The organism is Geobacter argillaceus, from assembly GCF_007830735.1.
GTDB lineage: Bacteria > Desulfobacterota > Desulfuromonadia > Geobacterales > DSM-12255 > Geomobilibacter > Geomobilibacter argillaceus.
Genome location: NZ_VLLN01000010.1, coordinates 31,464 through 56,643, shown reverse-complemented (window position 1 = coordinate 56,643; position 25,180 = coordinate 31,464). Strand labels below are relative to the sequence as shown.

The 25,180-nt window shown below is 56.1% G+C and carries 23 protein-coding genes; 11 read left to right on the top strand and 12 right to left on the bottom strand.

Annotated features, from left to right (window positions below):
* The first annotated feature begins 50 nt into the window (after positions 1 to 50).
* Positions 51 to 1,772, top strand: a complete 1,722-nt coding sequence (locus JN12_RS09660; protein ID WP_246125820.1) for a GGDEF domain-containing response regulator — start codon at positions 51 to 53, stop codon at positions 1,770 to 1,772.
* 300 nt (positions 1,773 to 2,072) lie between these two features.
* Here JN12_RS09660 and JN12_RS09655 read toward each other — a convergent pair whose 3' ends face one another.
* The 3 genes from JN12_RS09655 to JN12_RS09645 form a co-directional block, all read right to left on the bottom strand.
* The gene (locus JN12_RS09655; RefSeq protein ID WP_145021791.1) at positions 2,073 to 3,365 is read right to left on the bottom strand and encodes an enoyl ACP reductase FabMG family protein; all 1,293 of its coding nucleotides are present in this window, start codon (positions 3,363 to 3,365) and stop codon (positions 2,073 to 2,075) included.
* Between the two features lie 152 nt (positions 3,366 to 3,517).
* On the bottom strand, positions 3,518 to 4,888 hold the full coding sequence (gene dnaB, locus JN12_RS09650) for a replicative DNA helicase (protein ID WP_145021788.1): 1,371 nt from the start codon (positions 4,886 to 4,888) through the stop codon (positions 3,518 to 3,520).
* A gap of 110 nt (positions 4,889 to 4,998) precedes the next feature.
* The gene (locus JN12_RS09645; protein WP_246125819.1) at positions 4,999 to 6,201 is read right to left on the bottom strand and encodes an integron integrase; all 1,203 of its coding nucleotides are present in this window, start codon (positions 6,199 to 6,201) and stop codon (positions 4,999 to 5,001) included.
* A gap of 325 nt (positions 6,202 to 6,526) precedes the next feature.
* Here JN12_RS09645 and JN12_RS09640 point away from each other — a divergent pair, with 325 nt between their 5' ends.
* The 7 genes from JN12_RS09640 to JN12_RS09610 all read left to right on the top strand — a co-directional run bounded on the left by JN12_RS09640 (position 6,527) and on the right by JN12_RS09610 (position 14,145).
* Entirely contained in the window at positions 6,527 to 6,880 is a 354-nt protein-coding gene (locus JN12_RS09640) for a hypothetical protein (RefSeq protein ID WP_246125818.1), read from the top strand.
* 182 nt (positions 6,881 to 7,062) lie between these two features.
* Entirely contained in the window at positions 7,063 to 7,635 is a 573-nt protein-coding gene (locus tag JN12_RS09635) for a YkgJ family cysteine cluster protein (protein ID WP_145021778.1), read from the top strand.
* Positions 7,636 to 7,766: 131 nt separating this feature from the next.
* Entirely contained in the window at positions 7,767 to 8,156 is a 390-nt protein-coding gene (locus tag JN12_RS09630) for a tautomerase family protein (protein WP_145021775.1), read from the top strand.
* A gap of 108 nt (positions 8,157 to 8,264) precedes the next feature.
* Entirely contained in the window at positions 8,265 to 9,107 is an 843-nt protein-coding gene (locus JN12_RS09625) for an SDR family oxidoreductase (protein WP_145021772.1), read from the top strand.
* 212 nt (positions 9,108 to 9,319) lie between these two features.
* Entirely contained in the window at positions 9,320 to 10,195 is an 876-nt protein-coding gene (locus tag JN12_RS09620; RefSeq protein ID WP_145021769.1) for a hypothetical protein, read from the top strand.
* A 253-nt stretch (positions 10,196 to 10,448) separates the two neighbouring features.
* Complete coding sequence (locus JN12_RS09615; RefSeq protein ID WP_145021766.1) at positions 10,449 to 11,402, top strand: REP-associated tyrosine transposase; 954 nt, start codon at positions 10,449 to 10,451, stop codon at positions 11,400 to 11,402.
* Positions 11,403 to 11,598: 196 nt separating this feature from the next.
* Positions 11,599 to 14,145: a putative bifunctional diguanylate cyclase/phosphodiesterase gene (locus JN12_RS09610; protein WP_170241886.1), complete on the top strand. Its 2,547-nt coding sequence runs from the start codon at positions 11,599 to 11,601 to the stop codon at positions 14,143 to 14,145.
* Positions 14,146 to 14,303: 158 nt separating this feature from the next.
* On the opposite strand, the gene JN12_RS09605 is transcribed toward JN12_RS09610, so the two are convergent.
* Positions 14,304 to 14,702, bottom strand: a complete 399-nt coding sequence (locus JN12_RS09605) for a DNA repair protein RecO C-terminal domain-containing protein (RefSeq protein WP_145021760.1) — start codon at positions 14,700 to 14,702, stop codon at positions 14,304 to 14,306.
* Positions 14,703 to 14,798: 96 nt separating this feature from the next.
* Between JN12_RS09605 and JN12_RS09600 the strand changes: the two genes are divergently transcribed.
* Both JN12_RS09600 and JN12_RS09595 read left to right on the top strand, forming a co-directional pair.
* Positions 14,799 to 15,467, top strand: a complete 669-nt coding sequence (locus JN12_RS09600; RefSeq protein WP_145021757.1) for a DUF1345 domain-containing protein — start codon at positions 14,799 to 14,801, stop codon at positions 15,465 to 15,467.
* A gap of 161 nt (positions 15,468 to 15,628) precedes the next feature.
* A complete protein-coding gene (locus JN12_RS09595; protein WP_145021754.1) occupies positions 15,629 to 16,114 on the top strand; it encodes a hypothetical protein in 486 nt (161 codons plus the stop codon).
* A gap of 143 nt (positions 16,115 to 16,257) precedes the next feature.
* On the opposite strand, the gene JN12_RS09590 is transcribed toward JN12_RS09595, so the two are convergent.
* The 3 genes from JN12_RS09590 to recO form a co-directional block, all read right to left on the bottom strand.
* Positions 16,258 to 16,656, bottom strand: coding sequence for an Hsp20/alpha crystallin family protein (locus JN12_RS09590; RefSeq protein WP_145021751.1), 399 nt, complete (start codon positions 16,654 to 16,656; stop codon positions 16,258 to 16,260).
* Between the two features lie 41 nt (positions 16,657 to 16,697).
* Entirely contained in the window at positions 16,698 to 17,147 is a 450-nt protein-coding gene (locus JN12_RS09585) for an Hsp20/alpha crystallin family protein (protein ID WP_145021748.1), read from the bottom strand.
* Between the two features lie 138 nt (positions 17,148 to 17,285).
* Positions 17,286 to 18,026 (bottom strand): DNA repair protein RecO, encoded by a 741-nt coding sequence (recO, locus tag JN12_RS09580; protein ID WP_145021745.1) that lies wholly within the window; start codon positions 18,024 to 18,026, stop codon positions 17,286 to 17,288.
* A gap of 283 nt (positions 18,027 to 18,309) precedes the next feature.
* Between recO and JN12_RS09575 the strand changes: the two genes are divergently transcribed.
* Positions 18,310 to 19,569, top strand: coding sequence for a porin (locus JN12_RS09575; protein WP_145021742.1), 1,260 nt, complete (start codon positions 18,310 to 18,312; stop codon positions 19,567 to 19,569).
* Between the two features lie 170 nt (positions 19,570 to 19,739).
* On the opposite strand, the gene yciA is transcribed toward JN12_RS09575, so the two are convergent.
* The 5 genes from yciA to JN12_RS09550 all read right to left on the bottom strand — a co-directional run bounded on the left by yciA (position 19,740) and on the right by JN12_RS09550 (position 25,132).
* Positions 19,740 to 20,165: an acyl-CoA thioester hydrolase YciA gene (gene yciA, locus JN12_RS09570; RefSeq protein ID WP_145021739.1), complete on the bottom strand. Its 426-nt coding sequence runs from the start codon at positions 20,163 to 20,165 to the stop codon at positions 19,740 to 19,742.
* Between the two features lie 95 nt (positions 20,166 to 20,260).
* A complete protein-coding gene (locus JN12_RS09565; protein ID WP_145021736.1) occupies positions 20,261 to 20,755 on the bottom strand; it encodes a dihydrofolate reductase in 495 nt (164 codons plus the stop codon).
* A gap of 3 nt (positions 20,756 to 20,758) precedes the next feature.
* Entirely contained in the window at positions 20,759 to 21,196 is a 438-nt protein-coding gene (locus JN12_RS09560; RefSeq protein ID WP_145021733.1) for a DMT family transporter, read from the bottom strand.
* Between the two features lie 7 nt (positions 21,197 to 21,203).
* The gene (locus tag JN12_RS09555; protein WP_145021730.1) at positions 21,204 to 23,498 is read right to left on the bottom strand and encodes a serine protein kinase PrkA; all 2,295 of its coding nucleotides are present in this window, start codon (positions 23,496 to 23,498) and stop codon (positions 21,204 to 21,206) included.
* A 2-nt stretch (positions 23,499 to 23,500) separates the two neighbouring features.
* Positions 23,501 to 25,132 carry a SpoVR family protein gene (locus JN12_RS09550; RefSeq protein WP_145021727.1) on the bottom strand — a complete coding sequence of 544 codons (1,632 nt, stop codon included), beginning with the start codon at positions 25,130 to 25,132 and terminating at the stop codon, positions 23,501 to 23,503.
* Positions 25,133 to 25,180 lie beyond the last annotated feature (48 nt).

Here is a 25,180-nt window from a genome sequence, read left to right as displayed (position 1 = left end):
CGGTACGCATCAGACCGAGTGCGGCAAAGTCCTCCTGCCGGAAGAATCTAATGACCGAAACCGGGTATACAATAGCTGTTATCGCAGATGACGCGGGGCTTAACCGGCTCATCTGCTCGGCACTGCAGCGCAAGGGAGTGTCGTATCTCACCTTCGCTTCAGGGAGAGATGCCGTCGACACCATCTGCCAGACCCCTCCACAACTCATCATCATTGACTATCCGCTCCATGACATGAGCGGCTCAGAACTGATCGACCTTCTTGCCGCCCGTGGTCTGGACATTCCGTTCATCGTCATTTCCGGCCGGGACGATGCCACCCTGGCAGTGGAAATGATGAAGCGGGGAGCGCGGGAGTACCTGGTGAAGGACACCATGCTTCCCGACCGGCTCCCGTCGATCATCGATCGGACAATGGAGGAGCTTGGCACCCGGCAGCGGCTCCGCCAGGCGGAGATTGCCATCCAGCAACTCACCAACTACGACTCCCTGACCGGCCTGCCGAACCGGATGCTTCTGGAAGACCGACTGAACCAGGCCATTGCCCAGGCCTGCCGGGAAGAGCACTGCCTGGGCGTCATGTTTCTCGACCTGGACCAGTTCAAGCAGGTCAACGACACGCTGGGGCACGTCTATGGCGACAACCTGCTGAAACTGGTCAGCACGCGCCTCGAACGGTGCCTCAGAAAGACCGATACGGTTGCCCGGCTGGGGGGAGACGACTTCATCATCATCCTTACCTGCGTGCGGCAGTGCGAGCATATCAGCCAGGTCGCCCGCAAGATCCTGGGTGTACTCTCCGAGCCGATGCAGCTCGACGAACACGAAATTTTCACCACGGCCAGCATCGGCATCGCCATCTACCCGGTGGACGGCGACTCCCCCCATCTGCTCCTGAAGAATGCCGACATTGCCATGTACCAGGCCAAGGAGCAGGGACGCAATGCCTTTCAGTTCTTTTCCCGGGAGATGAACTACAAGGCCGAGGAGCGGCTGCTGCTGGACAACAGCCTCCGCCGGGCACTGGAGCGGCAGGAGTTTTTCGTCCTTTACCAGCCCCAGATGAACCTGCTGACCGGGAAGCTGATCGGCATGGAGGCACTGGTCCGTTGGCAACACCCCGAGATGGGGCTGGTAACACCGGACAAATTCATCCCCCTGGCCGAGGATTCGGGGCTGATAATTCCCATCGGCGAGTGGGTGCTAAAGACTGCCTGCCAACAGAACAAGGCCTGGCACGACATGGGGTTCGGCCCCCTGCGGGTGGCGGTCAACCTGTCGGGACGGCAGTTCAAGCAGGAACGGCTGGTGGAGTCGGTCGCCACCATCCTCGACGAGACCGGGCTGGCGCCGTCGCTCCTCGAACTGGAGATTACGGAGAGCACCATCATGCGCAACGCAGAGGAGACGATCGTGACGCTGCGCCGCCTGAAGGAGATGGGGATCAGCCTGGCCATCGACGACTTCGGCACCGGCTATTCATCCCTGAGCTATCTGAAACATTTCCCCATCGACCGCCTGAAGATAGACCGCTCCTTTGTCCTGGACATCACCACCGACCCGGACGATGCGGCCATAGCCGAGGCGATCATCTCCATGGCCCACAGCCTGAAGCTGAAGGTCACCGCCGAAGGGGTGGAGCAGCAGGATCAGCTCCACTTCCTCGCCCAGCGAAAGTGTGACGAGATGCAGGGATACCTGGTCAGCCGCCCCATCGCCACCGAAGAGTTCACCCTCCTCCTGCAGCAGGGGATCTCGCTTCCCAAAAGATAAGTCAGCGTTCTCCGCCTGGAAAATTGCCGCATAGCTTTGAAGCCCCGTTAGGGGCGCTCGCCTGTAGCCGGGGGATTCATCCCCCGGATGAGTTGTCGATATTTCTCCGCGTCACGTACGTGACGGGAATGGCATTTTGCCGAGATGACCGGGGAATAAATTCCCCGTCTACAGCATTCTGCCCTTTAGGCCCTTGGGTCCTACGGGGCGAAGGCAGGAAGCAAACCGGCCCTTGCCAAAGATGAAGCACAAAAAAAGGGCGACGCATGCGCCGCCCCACGGATTCGGATACCACCCCGGTCAGGCCAGCAGCTGCCGGGCGATGATGTCGTGGCTCAGCCAGACCACCGGGCTTTTCTGCTGCCACGAATCGGCGAACATTAACCGGCCGACGGCGCTGAAAACGGCCCTGGAGAGTGGCGCACAGACGATCTCCTTGGGGTTGGCGTTCATCCCCATCAGCTCCGCCGAACGGGTGAGCATCGCCTCGGCCTGCTCCAGGCTGTTGTGGTGGGGCCAGCCGGCGATGTCCCGGAGACCCACCTGGAACGGCGCGGCCAGGTATTCGTTGGCCCGCTCCAGAAGGAGGTCCAGGGAGGTATCGTCCTTGAGCAGCACCCGGCACTCGGCACGAATCGCCTCGGCCACAGGCCCGTCCCCTTCCCTGACCAGGGCGGCCAGGAGCGGATAGAGGGAGATCTCCACCCCGAGGAAAAGGGCGCTGGAGTTGGTCTGGATCTCCGGGCAGTTGTAGACCGTGGCCTTCACCCCCTGCTCCCGGGCGGCAGCCGCATGGTCCTCAAGGCGAACCTTGGCCCACCCCTGCAGATAGGGGGTGTACGACTGCCAGGTGTAGGCACCGTCGATCAGGACAGCGCAGCCGTGATAGCCGTAGGCTGCGTAGCGGGTGTCGTGGCCGGCCCGGATCTCCGCGGTCGACTCGATCAGGTAGTTGAAGGTGTCGGCGGTCACCTCGTCGAAGCTTGCCTGGCAGAGCTTGCCCAACGCGGACGACCAGAAGTCGCGGGAAGCCAGGTACTTGTCCCCCTGTCCCTTGAAAACCCGGTTCAGGAGCGGCATGAAGACCCGTGCACGGGGAATGCCGCCGGCCATGGAGTGAACGAAGATCACCCTGGCCCCGGCAGGGATCAGTGCGTTCAGTTCGGTCACCACTGCCGCCAGATTGGCCGTGAAGCGGGCTCGGCCCTTTGCCCGCACCTCTACCAGACGCCCCTGCTCCCAGTTGAAGGAGGCCCAGTCGTCCGGCTTCAGCGCCTTCAGGAGGTCGGCGAACGACTTGCCGTCACTGGCCGGCTCCATGTCGAACCCCGCCTCCAGGGGGATATTGACGATCTTCCCCCCCAGGTTCTCCTCGGCCGCGGTCAATTCTTCGGCCGTCAGCCCCCGCAGGGTCCCGTCGCTCTCCCTCCGCCCCACCGTAGTACCGATAATGGTCAGTCCGGCAGCCCGTGCCTCGTCGATAATGCCGTTGGCATATCCCCTGCCGAACAGCTCCCCCAGCAGCACCAGCACGTCGCCCTTCGCATAGCCGGCAGCCGCCGGCAGCGTTGTCATGGGATTGTATGTCGTCATAGTATGTTTTCCTTTTCTGTCATCTTGTTGAATTGAAACGTGGATTTTTCGATAAGCGCAAGGCGCTCAAGGGATGGCGCGGAGGCGTAGCAAACGCTACGCCGCACAAGTCATCCCGCAGGGCAACGCCGCGATTGCGGAAAAGCCGCGTTTCAGTACCCGTCCCGGCTGCTCCTGTTCTCGAACCGCGTGTACTCCCCCAGGAAGACCAGCTCCACATCGCCGATCGGGCCGTTACGCTGTTTGCCGATGATGATCGAGGCATCCTTCTCGTGCCCCTTGGTACACGAGCCGTCCCGCTTCTTGCAGTCGTCGCAGTAGACCGCGTCGCGGTAGACGAACATGATCACGTCCGCGTCCTGCTCGATGGCCCCGGACTCCCGGAGGTCGCTCATCATCGGCCGCTTGTCGGTGCGGTTTTCCAGGCTCCGGTTCAGCTGGGAAAGGGCCACCACCGGCACGTCCAGCTCCTTGGCCAGGGCCTTCAAAGAGCGGGAGATCTCCGAGATCTCCTGCTGGCGGGATTCGGAATTGGCGCCGCCCCGCATCAGCTGCAGGTAGTCGACCATAATCAGGCCGATGTCGTGCTCGGCCTTCATCCGGCGGCATTTGGCCCGCATCTCCAGGACCGAGATGGCCGGCGTGTCGTCGATGAAGATCTTGGCCTCGTGGAGATGGTTGGCACCATTCAGGAGCCGGTCCCAGTCCGAATCCTGCAGGTGGCCGGTGCGCAGGCGGCCGGCATCGAGCCGCGACTCGGAACAGAGGAGACGGGTCACCAACTGTTCCTTGCTCATTTCCAGGGAAAAGATGGCCACCGGGGTCTTCTGACTGGAGTGGATCGCCGCGTTCTGGGCCACGTTGAGGGCAAAGGCGGTCTTTCCCATGGAGGGGCGGCCGGCGATGATGACCAGGTCCCCCTTCTGGAGGCCGGCGGTCATGTTGTCCAGGTCGATGAACCCGGAGGAAACGCCGGTGAGATGCTCTTTGCGCTCGTAGAGCTGCTCGATGTTCCGGATGGTCTCCTTGAGGATCGTGCCGACCGGGTAATAGGAGGGGCGGAGCTTGTTCTCGGAGATGGCGAAGATCGACTTCTGCGCCAGGTCCAGAAGCTCGTTCACGTCCGACTGCTCTTCGTAGCTCTGGGTGACAATCTCGGTGGCGGCGGTGATAAGGGAGCGGACGGTGGCCCGCTCCTTGACGATCTTGCAGTAGTAGACGATGTTGGCCGCGGTCGGGACGTAGTCGACCAGGGTGGCCAGGTAGGCCCCGCCCCCCACCTCGTCCAGCTCCCCCTTCTTCTTCAGGATGGTGGAGAGGGTAATGAGATCGCACGGCTCGGAGACACTGTTCAGATCGATCATCGCCCTGAGGATCTTCCGGTGGGACTCGCGGTAGAACTCCTCCGGGGTGAGGATCTCGATCACCCGGTTCATGGCGGCATTATCCAGCAGGATGCCGCCAAGTATCGACATCTCCGCCTCCAGGTTCTGGGGCGGGAGTTTGCGCATGTCTACGGACATAGTTATTGGTCTCTCAGGGATATCGGACGACTGGAAGAAACGGGAGGGTTACTATACTCCGCCGTTTGTGCGGGGTCAACTGGGGAGTGGGAGGTTTGCGGAAGGATCATTCAGAAATCCAACGGGCTTTTCGCCTCCTTGATGGTCCTCACCGGCACGCAGTGGGTGTAGATCATGGTCGTCTTCAGGCTGGCGTGCCCCAGCTTGGTCTGGATGGTGCGGATGTCGTAGCCGGCTTGCAGGAGGTGGGTGGCGAAGCTGTGGCGGAAGGTGTGGGCCGTGACCCGCTTGGGGATCTGCGCCTTACGCACGGCGAGGTAGAGCGCCTTCTGCAGTTCCGATTCATGCACGTGCCAGCGCCGCCGCTCGCCGGTCTCCTCCACCAGCGTCAGTGACCGCTGGGGAAGGAACCACTGGTGCACCAGTTCCTTAGGCGCCTTGGGAAATTTCTTCTCTACCGCGTCGTCGAGAAAGACCCCGTCATAGCCATCTGCCAGATCATGAAGATGCAGCGCCCCTACCCTCTTCATCTGCCCCTGCAACTCGTCCATGATCGACTCCGGCAGCGGCACGGTCCGGTCCTTCTTCCCCTTGCCGTGCACCGTCAGGACTCCGGCGTCGAAATTGAAATCCCGCACCCGCAGTTGCAGGCACTCGAACAGCCGCAGACCGCAGCCGAACAGCAGCTTCACGATCAGGCTGTAGGGATGATAGAGGTGCTGCACGATGGCGTCGATCTCCCCGCGTGAGAGCACTACCGGGATGTAGAGCGACTTCTTCGCCCGCGGCACGTCCCGCAGATCGCCGAACTCCCGGTTCAAGGCGTGGCGGAAGAGGAACAGGAGGGAGTTGAAGGCCTGGTTTTGCGTCGATGCCGCCACGTGGCATTTCACTGCCAGCCAGGTCAGGTATTCTTTCACATCGGCTGAGGTCAACTCTGCCGGCGGTTTGTTCTTCAGGAATTTCTGGAATTGGCGTGACCAATGGGCGTACGTTCTGAGAGTCTTTCTGGAGTAATGCCGAACCTTGATCTCATCCGCCAGCTTACCGATAAGCTCATCCCATTCCGGCGAATCGGATTTTTCCCGGTAGCCTGCTTCGTTGAATTGGGACGGACGAAGAATTGCCGTAGTTTTGGGAGCGGGTACCATCTCACCGTCTGCCAATGGCTGCTTGTCCGCCTCCAGAGCCATTTCATGCGTCTGCACCTCAAGAGGCTGCATCTCTAAATACAGCGAAACAGCATGGGCTGCCCGCTGACGCTGCTCTTTACTCTGTCTCTTCTCCCGGAGTTTCTCCAGGAAAAGTCGCACCCGCTCGGACTTCTCCTGCACAATCAAATGCTTGGCGCAGAAATCCAGGAAATAACGCAGCCATTTGAGATATTCCTGAAAGCAATCTTCTGCAACGTTGTTTTTCTTCAAACAAACGAGATATTGAGCATATACGGCTTTCGGAATGAGAATCATAACGTTACCCTTGCCATCACAAGCGCACTTCAGAAGTTCACACGATCAGATAAAATCTATCGGCATACGTGTTAAATTCAATCATTTTAATTGATGCCCTCAAAATGTAAATGCTATAGTGCTTCGACTAAAATCCTCATTGATTTCGGTACAGTGAATGATAACTCGATTGAAATTGAAACCAGGCCAGAAAGGCACCAAAGCAATGGTCGAGAAGTACGGCGAGGATTTGGTTTGCATCCGCTACCGCTATGATGCAGCAAGTCGAACCCGGATAAAGACCGTGGAGCTTGTTGTCGAGAGGAAACAGTTGCCAGATAAGGCGCAGAGCGTAACGGACGATGCGCTCGTGCCGGTGCAGATTGCCTACGGAGAAAAAGACCTGGGCAAAATGGCCCGTTCGGCAGGTGGCAGGTGGGACCCGGATGTCAAGCTGTGGTACATCCCATACAGTAAGATCAAAGGCACAGAATTGGAGAAGCATATAATATTGGATGCCAAGCAGAAACAAAGCGGCAAATGAGAGCATATAATATTAGATGATGGCATACAATATTAGATGCTTTATTTAATCAGCGTTGCATCTAATATTATATGCTTTTACTAGCCGAGACCTGACAACAGCATCTAATATTAGATGCAGAATATAATATTAGATACCACCCTAAGTAGGTGATTAACGAGTTGGTCCAAAGGGAGGACAAGATGAATCACAAAAAAAGAAGATATCACGACAAAGGAGACTATCCAGTCTTGCCGCCAATACCGGATCATATACACAACGAATATCAAAAATTGGCCTCAACAGTGCAGAACTGTGTTGATTCGCATGAAATACTATCTAAGTTTTATGCATTTACCGATGAATACAATAAATTTGTGGATACATTTTCAGTGTGTGAGAAAGGATGCTCATACTGCTGTCATATTGAAGTTTATATTACTGATCTGGAAGCAGAGTATATTGAGCAAAAAGCAAAAATTAGTAGAGTCAAATCCCTGCCAAACACCTTGTCTGTCTCAAAATGTCCTTTTTTAAACCAGAATAATATCTGCTCAATTTATATGTATCGGCCATTTGCCTGTAGAACTTTTCATGCGTTGGACAATCCCAATTATTGTAAAGAAATGGATGTTGCTCACCAGACATACGGTGCTGCCGGAGGAAAGGGGATTCCAATGCTTGAAGCCTTAAATAATGCAATTAAGCAGATTAATGGTAATAACTGTTCCGGAGATATAAGAGAATATTTTAGTCAGTTAAGGAAAAGTGAATAACTCTTGAACGAGAGATGGCGTTTGTCCTTGAAAATGGAAATTCAAAGAAATGATTCCAAACCAGCCGGTTGGACACCGCCCCAAAAACCGGGCGGGTCAACCGGGCACACCGTTAGGAGGGAATCGCAGCTATGCCACTTGCAAAGATTGAAGTGCGAAGGAGTTGGCCGCCTGATCAGGTTCAGTCCATCATCGAAGCCATTTACCTTGCGCAGCGGGAGGCGCTGAAAGTGCCTGAGCGTGATCGTCAAATCCGTTTTTTTGAACACAAGCCTGAGCACTTTCACGTTCCCCCTGGCAAGACCGAGAATTTCATCCTTGTTGAAATAGCGCTCTTTGCTGGCCGCACTCTTGAAACGAAACGTTCTCTTTATCAGGCCATCATTAAGAACCTGAGCACGGTCGGCATTGCGCCGGACGACATATTCATCGTACTCCATGATATCCCGCTCGACAATTGGGGGATTCGGGGGGGAGTGCCTGCTTCAGAGGTAGACCTCGGGTTCAAAGTCGATGTGTAACCGCCGCGCCCCTAACCAGGAAGATGCACCTGACCCAAAATCCGTCAGGTGATCTCCCGGCCCGTTGGGCGTCATGATCCGAGCCCACTCGGCAAAAAAGGAGAAAATATGAGCAAGACCATTTTGATCACCGGAACCTCTTCTGGTATTGGCAAGGCATGCGTAGATTTGTTTTTAGAGAAAAGCTGGAATGTGATCGCCACCATGCGAGATCCAGCAAAATCGCAGGATTTCAAAAACGCCGATAATTTGCTCGTCAGTCGCCTTGATGTTCAGGACATTCCCAGCATTGAACAGGCAGTCGCGGAAGGAGTGGGCCGCTTTGGCGGCATTGACGTACTTCTGAACAATGCCGGCTACGGCCAGTATGGCGTCTTCGAGGCTGTTCCGCGCGAAAAGGTGCTCGAGCAATTCGAAGTCAATGTGTTCGGTCCGATGAATGTGATTCGGGCGGTTCTTCCGGTGATGCGCAAGGCACTTAGCGGAGTCATCATCAACATGAGTTCGGGGGCGGGTATCTTCACTCTGCCAATGATTTCGCTTTATTCCGCAAGCAAATTCGCCCTGGAGGGATTTTCGGAGGCGCTTTCCTTCGAGCTACTCGCCCTTGGGATTGTCGTGAAAATCGTCGAGCCTCACGGTGGCGTCAACGCGACCAAGTTCAATGAGCGCACATCAGCTAGCAATGCGATGTCCGCAGAATTGACGGATTATCAGCCGTTTATCCAGCGCTGTACCGAGGCATTCAGTCGGATGTCCGCAGCCCGCCTTATCGATTCTGGCGATGTTGCCAGGGTCGTCTATGAGGCGGCGACAGACGGTAGTGATCGACTGCGGTACCTGGTGGGGAACGACACACGAGGCTTCATCAAGGCGCGAGCAGAGCTGCCAGACCAGGAATACGTCGACCTCTTGCGCAGCCACTTCCGCGATGCCATTGGCAAGTCATGAGCTGGCAATGGCGCCCAACCCTTCATTCCACCGGACCTGCGCGAAAAGCCGCGCAGGCCGGCAAAAAAACAATGGGTCTGCCCTTGAAAGTGGAATAATCTGAAAGCGCGATTCCCAACAACACCGTTGGACACCGACCGGGCGAAAAGGCTGCCCGGACGGGTCAACGGCGGCCCCGTTGAACTATTGAAATTAAAATTCGGAGGGCTCTTATGAAAATGATTGCTGCAATATTTATGTTGATGTTGCTCGCAGGATGCGGAAAGCACCGGTCGGAACTGATCCAGCATTCATATTTGAAAAATTACTCGCTTGGTGTAATAAAAACGGCTTATATCGGTCAGCCAATCGCTAAAGTAAGGGACCTGTATGCAGACTATGATGAATTTCAAAGTAAATTTGCCTTGAAATATTATATGAAACCATCAAGTGACTTTGAACTCTCTGGAAAGTACATAAAAAAGAAGTATTTTGACTTCCCAGTGAAGGTGGTCGGCAAAAAAGACGGTCTATATCCTGCCGCAGGTTACACCAGTGTCGAAGGTATCCCCTACACCATCGTGAACATGGTCAATGAAGCCCACAAGGAAAAGGAGGAAGTTGGACTTTTGATCGATGACACAGGCAAGGTATTCAAGGGGAATATTCTTGATGATGACCACGACCTGATTATGAAATCCGAATCATCTGTTGTCACTCCTGAAACTTTGAAACTGATAAAAACAGACAAGCTCGTGGAGCATAAATTTGACGAAAGTAATGTAGATTTGCTGGCATGTTATACTAATTTTGAGTTGATTTATGGCGGAATCAATAATGTTAGTCTCAGTATAGCTTACAGGGAGTTCACCATTGATGACATGGCTCGCCCATCGTTCTTTCAGAATATAGTGTACGAAACCACGGCCAAACAGATTCGATTCAAGGAAATGCTGCTAGAGGTCATCGAAGCTACCAATGAGAAAATTGTCTATAAAGTAATTGACGATGGTCTGAAGGATAGCAAATTCCCAAAAGATAATGTCCCAAGAGACTACGAAGAATGCAGAAATACATATGAACGGAAAAGGAAGGCCATGAACAGGTAAAGGAGGCAAATGTTCAACCAGGTGGCGGCACACGGTCTCCGCTTCGCTCCGCCGGTGCGTCCCCACGACGTTGTCATAAGGATACCGATAAATACCAAAAAGGACTGCTTATGATGAAATTGATCAACAAGAGTTTTGCCCTCAAATTATTTCCTAAATATGCCAATGAAAAGAGTAAAGGGTCAACTCTCCATATTCCATTTTATTCAAAGCTCTGATATTATAGCGGAAATATCATCTGAGGAGTAAATTTTTGGCCAGACCGTTACGCATTATTTATCCGGGCGCATTTTACCATGTGACCTCGCGAGGCAATGAAAAGAAGGACATTTTCAAAAGCCGAAGAGACCGAGAGAAATTTCTCGAATATCTGGCATCGGCTGCGGAGCGTTATGGAGCCGTGATCTATGCGTACTGCCTGATGAGCAACCATTTCCATCTGTTTATTCAAACACCGGAAGGCAATCTCTCGCAGATCATGCGACACATAATCGGAGCATACACCTCTTATTTCAATATTAAGCGAAAACGAGCGGGGCACCTGTTCCAAGGGAGGTACAAATCAGTCCTAGTAGAAGCCGACGAATATGCCGCCGAGCTGACCCGCTATATTCACCTCAATCCCGTAAAGGCCGGGATAACCAGCAAAGCGGATGAATACCAATGGTCAAGTTATCGAGCATACATAGGCGCGGCATCGACGCCGGAATGGTTGAACCCGGGATTCATCCTCGGCAGCTTTGGGAAAAACGAGCCTGTTTCCCGAAAGAATTACCGGAACTTTGTGGAAAAACTGGACATTGAAGCTTATGAAAGTCCATTGAAAAGCGCTGTCGGGGGTTTGGTCCTCGGTAGTCCAGACTTTATCGAAGAAATAACACAAACACACCTCAATGAAAGAGGGACAGACAAAGATATACCGGCATTGCGGCATTTTTCAAATAAACCGCCACTTGAAGAAATAATCGAATTCGTAAGAGCAGCAACGAAGAACAATGAGAAACTGGGCCGACAGGTATCCATATACCTGTGTCATAAATACAGTGGCGCACCCTTGAAGGAAATTGCCGTTAAGTTCGATGTTGGAGTAACCGCGATCGGAGAAGCAAGCAAACGAATCCAAAAGAAGATGGAAGAAGATAAAGCGTTGCAAAAGTTGATGGGCACTTTGACTACAAAAATCGGTAAATGGAAAATGGAGAGTTGACCCTTTTATTCTTGAGATCCCGACGCCTACCGACTTGTTGTAAAGGAAGTGGGAAGAGGTATCATGTTCTAGTCGCCACCTTTCTGTTGGACGACGAAGGCAATGTCGAGCTGCTGTCTGCAAAGCAGCGGGCCACCGTTAGTCCCTCAAACCGTTTTTGGATCAGCGGACTCGATAAACCCTTGGGAGGATGTTAGTGAAGAAGCTTTCCAGTTTCATCGTGATCTGTACATTTGGCCTGACCGTTTTCATGGTGCTGCTGATTTATCTTATCGTATCTCTTGGCTACGAGAATGTTGTAGTGCATCAGGCGGAGAAAAATGCCAAGACCATGGCTGACGTGACCTACAATGCACTTTACCAGGTCATGCGCAAGGGGTGGTCCAGGCAGGATGTGGCCGGCTTCCTGGACGGCAGCAGAAAGATTCTCAGAGATACCAGAATCAATGTTGTCATTTACCAGAGTGAATCCTTGGCAACACGCTATGGGCGCCTCTATGACATGCCTCCTGACACACATGTCCGCACCGTTTTTGAAAACGGAATGATATCAACGGTCAGGAACGGGGGGATCATCCGCCATATATATCCTTTGATCGCTTCGTCCGAGTGCCTGGCGTGCCATACCGGTACCCGCAGCGGAGAGGTCCTGGGGGTCATCGACTCGCGGATCGATATCGGCGCGGAACTAAAGGAGACCCGTGAAAAACTGATGGTATTCCTGGCCGTGCTGGCATTGATACCTCTTCTGGCATCTCTTTTTCTCGCTCGGTATTTCAGTAGAAGGGTTGCCAGGGGAATATCAGACCTGCACGCACGCATCGAGGGGGTAAACCGGCTGAGTGACCTGACACAGCTCTGCACTGTCGACATGCAGTTCGGTTTTAACGAATTCAAGGCCATGTTCGACGAGATGAACAAAGTCATTTCCAGGTTGCGTACCTTTGCCATAGACAAGGATGTTCTTGAATTCGAGGTCAAGCTTCTGGAGCGATTCATCATAACTTCGGAAGTTGTTAAGGACTGGAAGGCCCATGTAAATAATATCTTGGTGGAAATCAATTCCATCATGGAAACCTATTTCTTTTTTTCACTGTTCATGATCGACGAGGAGTCCTATGACCTGGAGGTGTTCTGGCGCAATACACCTGCCGAACAGACGAAACTGCACTTCGAGGGAATCATCAGGCAGAAACTCGCAGGCAATCAACGCCTGGCTCATCTGCCTGCCGTCAATATCATCCATAATGTCGCACTGCCGTTATCCGCACTTCCACTCCTCAAGGCCGAAGATATCGAACTGCAGACCAAATCCCTGTTCCTTGAGTCTCCACACATTGGCGGGATAGTAGGAATCGGAGTGGTTTCGGACTTGGGGGACAAATCGGCGCGGTCGCTGGTAATAGAGAGTATACTGGCCACCCTGCTCAATGTAGTCGGCTCGGTCAAGGCGGTTTACCGCTATACCAAGGAACTGGAGTTCTACGCGACCCGCGACCCGCTCACCAACCTCTTCAACCAGCGTGTCTTCTGGGAAATGCTCAATAACGAGGTTGATCGTGCGGCGCGCCACGAATACAAGTTCGCTCTTCTGTATCTCGACATAGACAATTTCAAGGCCGTAAACGATACCTATGGACATGCATTCGGTGACAGCATCCTGCAGCATGTCAGTGAAATCATGAAGACGTCTCTCCGGCAGGGGGACATGGCGGCCCATTACGGAAGCGACGAATTTGCAATCATTCTGCCTGAATCAGATGAAAAGCAGGCTTATTTGGTTGCCAGCCGAATCATACAGGGCCTTCAGGATGGGGTAGTTACGGCTCCGGACGGCGTAGTGCTGAGGATTACCGTTTCCATCGGCATTTCGATGCTCCCGGCCCATGCCAAGACAGCCAAGGAACTGTTCATGATGGCCGACAACATGCGCAGCAAGGCCAAATATTCCGGCAAGAACCAGGTTGTCTGCCCTTCTGAAGAAGACCTGACTGAGGTCTACCGGATGATCGGTGAGAAGAATATACTGATCATGGAGTCCATAGAGGAGAAGCTGATCGTGCCTTATTTCCAGCCCATCCTTAATATGACCAGCGGCAGGGTTGAAGCTCACGAGGTGCTGATGCGCATCAATCTGCCGGGAGGTGTCATGCGTGCAGAGGAGTTTGTCGGCATTGCCGAAAGCATGGGGGTCATCAGCAGGATGGATCATATCCTTATGGAGAAGGTGTTCAGTAAAGTCAGCAGCGACGGCTATGATGGTTTACTGTTCATCAACATTTCCCCCAAGGCGCTGATATTGAATGAATTCATACCGAATGTACGGAAACTCACCAAGGAATACGGCATCGATCCTGCCAAGGTAGTTTTCGAGATCACCGAACGTGAAACGGTCAAGAACATGACTCTGCTGGAACGTTTTGTCATGGATCTGAAACTTGAAAACTACAAGTTTGCCATTGACGATTTCGGTGCCGGATTCTCATCATACCAATACCTGAAGCGATTTCCCGTAGACTTCCTCAAGGTGGACGGGGAGTTTGTTCGTGGCATGGCCGGTACCGGCAGCCTTGATACGGCGATAGTAAAGAGTATCGCTACGCTGGCCCATGGGCTTGGCATCATGACTGTCGGCGAATATGTTGAAAACGAGGAGGTGTTGCGGGCTGTAGGGGAAGTCGGGTTGAGCTATGCCCAGGGTTACCACATCGGACTTCCTTCCCCGGAACTGGTGGTGCAGTAGTCGAGAGTGTCTTCTGGGTCGCCCCCCCCCCCCCCCCCCCGGCTTTCATTGTGAAAAGCATGTAACCCTAAACATTATTAGGCATTTTCTCCGGCACAAAGCCCCAGCTTACGATTAGGTTGTCACCGGTTCCCCCTTTCTCCAACTGTCCGGCCGGATCAGCCGGACAGTTCCATCTCCTTTAGAAACGCCAGGGACTTGATGGGACGGTGCAGGTGGCTGGCAATGGCCCGGTCAAGCAGTTCGCCCGCCTCGGCCAGCAGATCGCCCGAAAAGCGGACCACCCCGAACCGGCTGGTGCGCAGCGATTGGCGGAGCTCGAGGATGGCGGCGGAGGAAACCGGCCGGCCGCCGCTGGCGCAGGCGAAGCACGGGATGCCGTGCAGTCCGCCGCCGGCGAGCCGGCCGCCGGTCGCCGCCAGGTCGGCGCCACAGCCGGGGCAGGCATCGATGGGAGGCCGGTAGCCGAGGATATTGAGCAGGTTTACTTCGAAAAAACGCCGGTCCGATGAGCAGGCCTCTGCCTGGTCCAGATGTTCCAGCAAGATAGCAAGCAACGGCCCCCAGAGGAACGCCCAAAAGGCCGGGCTGGCGGGTCAACAACGCATCCTTTGGTCTAAGGAATCCAGACATGAAATTCGAGGATGACACAGATGAATGAGAATTCGGGGATACCTACAAAGGCTGCGTGGCGATTTCGCTGGCCGGCGTTATTAGCTTTGCTGGCGCTTGGTTGCCTGTATGCGGCATTACCTTCCTCCTTGCTAATTGGCGGGTCGCCTTGGCTTCTCTTGATCGTTATTTCTTTGCTTATCGTACCTGTTGTCATCACGTATTTCAAAGGCGCTCACACTGCAAACCAGGTGCTGGGATATATCTTGAATGGTGTGGTGACAACTGCAATGATCATTTCTTTGGCATTGCTGATCAGGGCCTTGCCCTCGCATCTGGAAACACCGCAGGAACTATTGAAGTCTGCTGCTGCTCTCTGGTTCTCCAATATTCTGGTTTTTGCCTCGTGGTACTGGAGGCTCGATGCCGGCGGGCCGCATAAAAGAGCTCAACGAGCAGATCACTCAAGAGGCGCCTTTCTCTTTCCACAGATGACGATGGCGCCGGAAAGAAGACACGCCGCGGGACTCCAGGAATGGTCACCGAACTTCATAGATTACCTCTTCCTCGCCTTTAATACGTCCACAGCCTTCTCCCCGACGGACGTTCCCGTTCTGTCGCGTTGGGCAAAAATCCTGATGATGCTGCAATCGATTATATCCTTACTGGTCATTGCTCTGCTTGCGGCACGGGCAGTCAACATCCTGTGATCCCGCTGCAAGGAAAGGAGGCAGAACAGGTTTTAACGATACCGAAGTGGCGCGCATCACCGGCCAGACGCCGGCCGCCGTGGCAGCGCTCCCCACGGCCGGAAGGCGTACCGCAAGGATGAGTTGAGCAAACTGATCAAGGTATAAACGCCGGGATCGCGGTGGGCGTTGCAGGAATCGAGCAGCGCGAGGGGTATTCCGAGCTCGGCCTGGAGAGCTTTCTCAAGATGCTGCTGGCCGACCTGAAGGGGGTCGAAATGATCTACGGGGCATTGCCCGGCGAGATCTTTTTCGATGATAAACAAAAGAAGGTGGCGGTACGGCTGGCATCGGCGCTTTTGGGCGAGAGGATCGACAAGGATGGGCCGGCGTGCCCCGTCTGCGGCGGGACCACCTTCCGGTTCCTCGGAAACGGGCGTGTCCGGTGCATGCTGTGCAGCAACCACGGGACCTATACGGCTCACGACTCGACCATCGCGTTCCGGATTCGGACCGGCGAGCACGAGATGTTCACCTCCCTGGAAGCTGCTGTCGAACACCGTGAATGGCTGAAGGGGATGAAAGGGCAGTTCCTGACCGAGAAAACCCGGTTGAAACAGATCACCCTTCCCTATCTCGATCAAGGAACCTGGGTGAAACCGAAGTAAGATACAGTCCCAAATAGACAGGAGCTGTCTATCGCTATGGGAGCCGGATGAGCGAAAACCTGCGCGAGAAGATGGACCCGGGCACAAAAAGGGCCGCTGACTGCGGCCCTTTTTGTGTTACGACTGAACCCGGTATCGACACCTCACCCAACATCGATCTTGATCCGGCGCGGCTTGGCCACCTCGGCCTTGGGTACCCGCAGGGTCAGTATCCCGTTGGCATAGTCGGCCCTGGCCTTTTCGTGGTCAAGGCTTTCCGGTATCGCAAACTGCCGGTAGTAGGGGGCCAGCTCGAACTCCGCATACACCGGCCGACCCGGCATGCTTCTCTCCGCCGGTGCGCTGATGGTCAGAATCCCCTTTTCCACGTTGACGTCGAGGGCATCCTTGGTGGCACCCGGAATGTCGGCGACCAGCATGAGCCCTTCCTCGGTCTCGACGATGTTCACTGCCGGCTTGATATATTTTTCCATGGACCGCGTCTCCTCGCGGGACTGGACCCTCCTGTCGTCATTTCTTTCTGTCAGGCTGTTGGCTCCCATGATGATGACCTCCTTTCATCGCTCAGAGTTTTTTTACTTGGTCACGAAGGCCTGATTTCGATCTTCCTCGGCTTGGCGTGCTCGGCCTTGGCCAGGGTGATACGCATGATGCCGTCCCGGTACTCGGCGCTGATCCTGGCCGGGTCGATATCCACCGGCAGTTCGAGCGTCCGGGAAAATCTGCCCGACCCCAGTTCGCTGCGGTGGACGATCTGCCCTTGCTGTTCGCTGAACGGTTTTCGTTCGCCGTTGATGGTAATGGTGTTCCGCAGCACCGACAGATCGATCTCTCCGGGATTGACGCCCGGCAACAGCGCATCGACGTAGACATGCCCCTCGTCCTCACTGAAGTTGACCAGCGGAAACCGACGGGTGGTCACCGGCGAAAGGAACGTAGTCGCCACGGGACGACTGTAGCCGAAGCCGCGAAAGGCTTCATCGACCTCCCTGCGCAGATTGTCCAGCTCTCTGAACATATCCCAGCTTGCCATGGTGAATTCCTCCTTTCCGATTGATTCGTTCTGATCGAAAAATAAGTTCTCTTTTTCAGAAATCAAGGGGGCAAATAAATTTCCGTGAGAGGGGGCGTGACGTGGAGCAACGGTGCGAGCGGCACTCTGACAAGGGTATCAGACGGGACGGTCCATCTCCCGGAGAAAGGCCAGGGACTTAATGGGTCGGTGCAGGTGGCTGGCGATGGCCCGGTCGAGCAGTTCGCCCGCTTCGGCAAGCAGATCGGCAGGGAACCGGACCACCCCGAAACGGCCGGTTCTGAGGGATGTTCTGAGCAGGTGAACGGTTGCGGGGGAGAGAGTTCTACCGCCGCTGCCACAGGCGGGGCACGGAATAGCGTGCAGACCGCCGCCGGCAAGCAGCCCGCCGGTCGCGGCCAGATCGGCGCCGCAGCCGGGGCATGCATCGATGGGAGGCCGGTAGCCGAGGATATTGAGCAGGTTTACTTCGAAAAAACGCCGGGCCGATGAGCAGGCCTCTGCCTGGTCCAGATGTTCCAGCAAGGTGGTAAGCAGTCGGAACAGGCGGGGATTGGGCATGCCGTCGGGCAGGAACTGGTCGACCAGTTCGCAGGTGTAGCCGGCCAGGGCGATCCGTGGCAGATCCCGGCGGATGCCGGGATAGACCGTCACCAGGTCGGCATCCTGCAGCGCGCAAAGGCCGTCACGCAGCTGCAGACTGGCCCTGAGCCGGGCGAACAGCTCCAGGGAGGCGCCGAAGCGCCGTCGGCTCTTTCTCGCCCCCCGGGCGAGCCCCCGCACCTTGCCATGCTCCAGGGTGAAGAGGGTGACGATCCGGTCCGCCTCCCGGTAATCCATGGCGCCAATGACGATGGCGTTGCATTCCTCTGCCTTCATCCCGCCCTGCCTCCTTCATCCTCCATGACCCGGCGTCGTGGCCGGACAGTAGCATCGGCCACGACCTCTGTCAATTGCTCCTGCCGAGAGAATGATATTTTTCACTTGACCCGCAACGACATATTCTGGTATTGAAAACGAAAATCATTTTCCATGCAAGGCCGCCCTGTTCCCATGTCGGTCAATGGGGTGGCATGTCTTTTAAGCGCGTACCGAAAATGACTTTCATTTTCTTGGAGCCCGAATAAGGCCCATATCAACAACCATCACACAGGAGGAAACAATGAAGCGAAGCGCAATACTACTGGCAGCAACCGTTGTCCTGCTCACCGCCGCGGCCAGGGCCAGGGCCGCCACCCTCGATGACCTGCAGCAACAGATCGACACCCTGAACAGCCAAGTCAAGACCCTGAAAGAGGGTGGAAAGACAGCGGAGAGCACCGCTGGCAACGGGAGTCTCAAGAACATCTGGAACAAGACCCGTTTCGGCGGCTACGGGGAGTTGGACTACGTATTCCGGAAAGAGAACGGCAACGGCAACGGCGGCAACACCCTGGAACCACGGAGGGTTGTCCTCTACATCGACTCCGAATTGGCCGACTGGCTCACGTTCAACACCGAACTGGAATGGGAGCATGGCGGGGTCCCCGACGGCGGCCCTGACGGTGGGGTGTCGGTGGAGCAGGCGTTTCTCGACACCAAGCTCTCCCGCGCCTTCAACGTCAAGGCAGGCGTGATGCTGGTGCCGGTCGGCGCTATCAACCCCTACCACGAGCCGACCAGCTTCAACTCCACCACCCGCCCCCAGCTCGACCAAGTCATCATCCCCTCCACCTGGTCGGAAATGGGGGCTGGCATCCATGGCGAACTGGGAGACAGGGTGAATTACCAGCTCCTCGCCATGACCGGCCTGGATGGTCTCCAGGTAGGTGAGGACAAAGGTTTCTCCGCCGCTAACGGCATCAGGGAAGGACGGCAGAGTTTCAGCCCAAAGGACAGTAACCGCAACTTCGCCGTCACCGGCCGGCTGGAGGTCCGCCCCATCACCAACCTCTACACCAACCTCTCCTTCCACAGCGCCAACTCGGCGCCGAGCGGCAAGCCGACCGCCTACACCACCGTTGCCGCCTTTGACGGCAAATACAGCATCGGCGATTTCGACATCGCCGGGGAGTATGCCCACGTTTATCAGGACAACCCGGCAGTGCTGAGCGACGAGATCGGCCACAACATGTCGGGCTACTGGGTGGAAGGGGGTTACCACGTTATGCCGAAAGGACTGAAGAAAGGGAAGCTGGCCGACGCCGACGCCGTCATCTTCGCCCGCTGGTCCGAGTTCGACACCCAGCAGGGGAGCATAGCCAACCCGAGCAAGGCGAGCGGCCGCTTCGACCGCAACTACACCACCTTTGGCCTTGCCTTCAAGCCGACAACCACCATGGTGGTCAAGGCCGACTACCAGTTTTACGGCGACAAGCGAAGCGCCGGCGAGACCGCCCTGGACAACGACAAGTTCCAGGTCACCCTCGGCTTTGTCTTCTAAAGCAGATGGAAAGGGGCGTCCGGTCATCCCGGGCGCCCCTGTTGCTGCCTTACTGTTTTTTCCACTCGCAGTCACTAAAGGTTGTTGCCAGCCCTCCAGTCCGCTTCACGGTAATCCTGATTGAATTGCTTGATCGATCCACCCGCGGACGGGAACCTTGCCGGCAATAATCAAGAAGCGGATGACTCAGGTTTAGGGAAAAGTCGTTTTCGCCCTTCACTGTCAACAGCCACATACGTGAACGAAGCTTCTGTTACCACAAAAAAATCTTTTTCTTTCTCAACATTCATTTCCCGTAGACTCGGCTTCACCCAAACCTCCAGCCTGATAGTGACTGATGTGTTCCCAATGCTTGTAACTTTTCCATAGCAGCAGACGACATCGCCAACCTTTACCGGTTTGATGAATTTCATCGCATCCACCGCTATCGTAACTGCACGGCCGCCAGTAATTTCTATTGCCAGCATGCCTCCGGCGATGTCCATCTGCGACATGATCCAACCGCCGAAGATGTCCCCATTCGCATTTGTGTCGCTCGGCATCGGAGATGTACGGAGAAGTAATTCTCCCACCGGTGTTGCGCTGTTATTGGCCAAGGAAGCCTCCTTATCCGGATTTAATTGTCGAAAATTTCACAACAAAAGACTATAAGAGAACCGATTTGTTTATATTTATACCGTAATACCCCCAGTTAAGATGTGCTGGCACCACAATGAACCCTCTCCAGGACCAAAAAGGTGCAACTCGGCTCTCCAACAACCTCCTCCCGACCAGTTTCCACAAATACGCCGGGAGGCAGCTCCGGGAAAAAGGCATCCCCCGCCGCCTCCAACTTCACCACGGTCAGGTAGATCCGCTCCGCCAGGGGGAGGGCCTCACGGTACAGTTCGCCACCGCCGCAGACGAAGACCTCGTCCGCACACACCACCGCAGCAAGCGCCTCCTTGAGGGAATGCACCACGGCGCAGCCAGGGGCAGCATACCCCTTCTGCCGGGTGACCACGATGGTCTGCCGGCCCGCTAGCGGTGCGCCGATGCTCTCGTAGGTCTTTCGCCCCATGATGATCGGGTGACCCAGGGTCAGATCGCGGAAACGGCGCAGGTCGGCCGGGATATGCCACGGCAGGGTGTTGTCCCGGCCGATGACGCGGTTTCTCGCCATGGCAACGATCAGGGAGACTATCACCACCTACCTCCGGAACACCAGGCCGGCACCGGCCAGAAGCAGTGCCACGCCCAGCGCCCGCTTGCCGTCGACCGGCACCGTCCGCAGGCCGAAGATCCCGAAGTGATCCAGCAGCAGGCCGGTGAGCAGTTGTGCCGTGATGGTGGCGGCCATAGCCGACGCCGTGCCGATCCGCGGTACCGCCATAATGGTCAGGGTGACGAAGAGTGCCCCGAGAAAGCCGCCGGTCAGCTCCCACCAGCGGGCCGTCGCCACCTGTCGAAAGCTCCCCTCCCCGGCCAGCACTGCCACCAGCAGGAGCGCCAGGGTGCCGACCGCAAAGGAGACGCAGGAACTCTCGACAATGCCGGTCCGCTGGGCCAGACGGCCGTTGATGGATGGTTGGAGCGCCACGGCGATCCCGCCGCAGAACATGAGAAACATCAGCATCACGCTGCTCATGCCACACCTATGAATGAAATTTTTTCGCCAGGTCGTTGTCGATGACGTAGACGCAGACCTCTTTGGCGCTCTGCTTGGTGTAGTGGTACTTGTTGGCGCAGAGGTTGTTGATCAGGAAGGTGACGTCGTCGCGGATGCGGCGGTCGTAGGTCTTGAACGCCTCGGTGTCGTAATCCTTGATGGCGCGGCGGAAATTGGCGTTGTCCAGGAACGGGTCCAGCACCTTTTCCTTCAGGTTGTGGACGTACCGCTCGTACAGTGACTGGTAGAGGTGGGTCTCCCACGGGTCCAGCCCCTCCACCATGATCTCCTGGGTGAGCGCCCGGGAGGTGTACTCCTTCTGCACCTCGGTCCGGAAGGTCTTCCGCTGGGAGACGTCGTCGGTCTCGCCCCCCAGGAGCCGCCCCTCGATCACCGACAGGTACTCCTCGCTGATCTCCAGCCGGTCGCCGGTAAACCGGCAGACCTCCACCGTTCCCGGTTCGAAACTGACCGCGAACATGTAGTTGAGGATATCCCGGGCAATCTGCTCCTCGTTGTAGTAGTAGAGCGACTCCTTCACCTCCTGGAGCACCGTGTAGTCGTAGTTGCAGACCAGGGAGTCGATGAACCCGGTCGGGATCTCCGCGGTCAGGTCCTTGCGCCACTTGGTGAAGAAATTGACCAGTTGGGACATGTTGATCAGCTTGTCCTTGCGCATGTAGGCGGCATAGAAATCGCTGAAAATCTTGATGGCATCCCGGCCGGAGAAGCCGATCATCCCCTCCTGTTCCGACTCGGCAATGATCCTGCGCCGACGCTTGGCGTTCAGCTTTTTTCGGTCCTCCTCCGTGAGCCAGGGGGGGATGTGACCGGTGTAGATCTCCATCTTCAGCAGCTGCAGGTAGTCGTCGCAGAAGAGAGTGTATTTTATCGACGTGCCGATCCACTCCAGGAGCGCCTCGGAAGAGCGGTTCATCCGGGTGGAGATGATCACCCGTGCAAAGTTGTGCAGCACCCGCGGCAGGAAATGCTCGTCGATATGCTTGCCGAAAATGTTCCGGTAGATCTCCACCTCGGTATTCAGATCAAGGACATAGGGGGTGTTGATGAACTCGATCCGGTCCGAGAACGAGGCGCCCCCCTCGGTCGCCTTCTCGTCCTCAGGGTTCATCAGGGCAATGAAGAGGGAGTTGACGTTCTCCTCCAGGTCCTCCACCTTGTGGATGCCTTCGCTGATGATGTTGTGCAGCTCCAGGAGCCGCTCGGCGTTGTGGGACTTCACGTCCATCAGGGCATAGATGCCGTTGTTGGTTTTGGCCATGCTGGAATAGAGGTACTTCACCTCGTTGCTGTCCCCCAGGAGCACATCGATCTTGCGCTGGAGCAGCTCATTGGTCAGCACATTCTGTTTCGTCGGCCGGTCGCCCGGGTTGAAGACGCTGATCCCTTCCCCCACCCGTCGGTCAAAGCGGTACGGCCGGGCATAAACCATCCTGAAAACATCCGACGGCTTTGCCAGGCGCTGGCGCAGAGCCTGGTAGAGGGAGCTGCAGATGGTGCAGGGGGTCTCGCGGAAGACCCAGTCGTACTCCTTTTCCGTAAAGAGCTTCCACTTGAACTCGTCGTTGCGGAACAGGTCGTCGAAGAAGGCCCGCCGGTCGCCCTTGGGTACCAGCAGGATCGGGCTGTCGTGGGAGGGACAGGGCACCTCCACATAGTCGCCCATCCGGTGGAGGGAGTTCTTCATCTCCACCAGCTCTTCCTGCCCCAGCTCGTACTGGTCCAGCAGGGAGGAGAGTTTGTCCATGAAGGTATTGACCTGGCCCTCCCCGATCTGCCCCAGAACCCTGCGGTCCAGGCGCCAGACCACCTCGTAGCGGCGGCCGGCCTCGGTGTTGGCGTACTCCTCGAACTTCATCAGCAGGTTGTTCAGAAAGGTGCTCTTGCCCGAGCCGGGCGGCCCCCGGAAGATGTAGATCTTGTTCTGGCGGGCACCGCTGCGCATGGCTGCCACATGGTTGATGAGCCGGTTGGCAAAGAGCCGGTCGGCGAAAAACGGCCGGTCGCTGTTCTCGACGAACAGGCGGCTGCAGTCGTAATTCACGTAGTTGATCGACTCCGGGTCGTCCGGATATTCATCGTACCCGGTGCCCACATAGGCGTGGATCATGTCGTGAAAGGTCTGGAAAATGGACCGGAGCACCGTATCCGGCTGGCTGGCAAGGACCTGGAGATATTCGTCGAAGGGGATGGCCTGGGTCAGCTCCCGTTCACTCATCTTCCGGTTCAGGTGCTTAAGGGCTTTCTCAACATTCGTCATGACTATATTCTCTCAACGAGCTGGCGGGAGAGGACCTTCTCGTGCATGGTGTATTTCACCCGCTGCCAGCGGATCTCGCCCCCCCCGGCCCCTTCTCCCCGGGGACTGCCAGAGGGGCGCTCCATGATCCCATCGCTCGTCTCCAGCGATACCGGTCCGCCCCAGAGGAACTCGATCCCCAGCATGGTGTTGGCCAGATATTCGCGTACCAGTTGTTTTCCCTCGAAACGGTGTACCAGCGAGAGCTGCCCGCCATAGGTCCGCTCCTGATCCACCTCGATGACCGGCGGGTGATAGAGGGTGTCCAGGAGCATCTGCCGGTAGTCCTCGCTCTTCCGGCTCTTAACAAAGTACTGCCAAACCTGGCGCTGCTGGTCCAGACGCCGGTCGACCACGAACAGCTTGTAGCGGTCCGTGAAATCCTGGTCGATGAACTCCTTGATAAACAGGTAGTCGCAGAGGTTTTCCCTGATCCGGAAGATGAACTCCTGCCCCTGGCCCGCGCCGGTATCGAACCCCTTGCGGGCCTCACTGGCGGTCAGTCGCTGGTAGGCGAGGGAGTAACGCCCCGTGTCACCCAGTTCGTCCAGCCAGGTGAAGAGGCGCATCCCCAGTGCATAGGGGTTGAGCCCCACCCGGGGCAACGAGGTGACCCCGGCGTGGACCCGTGCGAAATCCACCTCGTGCCCCTTGATCCGGTCGTCCTGGAGGAACAGTTTTTCGTGCCAGTAGCTGGCCCACCCCTCGTTCATGATCTTGGTCCTGATCTGGGGCTGGAAGAAGATCGAGGTATTGCGGACGATCTCCATCACCTGCTTCATCCACTCGTTTTCGTCCCTGTTCAGGAAGGGCGACTCGTCCATCAGGTACTGGAGCAGATCGCGCCGCGGGCTCAGGCGCCCGTCCTGCTTGGCAAAGTGGGCCTCCAGTTCCGGGTACTTCTTCACCGCTTCGCTGAAGAAGGTCTTCTCCCCCTGCTCGCCGAACTCCTTCAGGCAGTCATTGTAGCGCGCCACCTCCTTCAGGTAGTCGCTCACCGGAACATGCTTCAGGCGCTGGAGAAAGACATCGAAGTAATAGTCGAGCCGCTCAGACATGACGGCCGTGTCCGGGACATAGAGCTTGGCCAGCTCGCCGTGGTAGTTCACCAGGTTATCGATCGCCCGGGCGAACTCGATAACGTAATCGACCCAGTGCCCCTTTTCGCTCCGCAACCTGGCGATCAACCGTTTGTCCGACAGGGCCTGGCCGGTGAAGTCGTAGTCCCAGGTGTGGCGGAAGTAGAGGTTGTTCTGGAAGAAGTCGATATGCCCCAGGACGTGGTAGAAGATCATCACGTTCAGCCAGTCAGGGTTGTTGTCGTTGTAGAAGGAGATGGGTGGGCGGGTATTGATCACCGTCTCGTAGGGGTTGTGAGGGTAGAGCTCGTACTTCCCCTTTTCCCGCAGCACCTCCAGGTCGTGGACCCAGTAGTCGTAGAGGGTCGGGATCATCACCTTCGGCATCAGTTCCAGGAGGTCGCGGTTGGTGACGATATACTCCAGCGACTCGTCGGTGAAGGAGAGCCCGGCATCCCGCGCCCGCTCCTTGCATCCTTCCATGATCGCCTTGGTATGTTGGTTTATCAGTTCCATGGTTATCTTCTTTGTAGGGGCGCGGTTTCCGCGCCCGTGCGGGGTGAC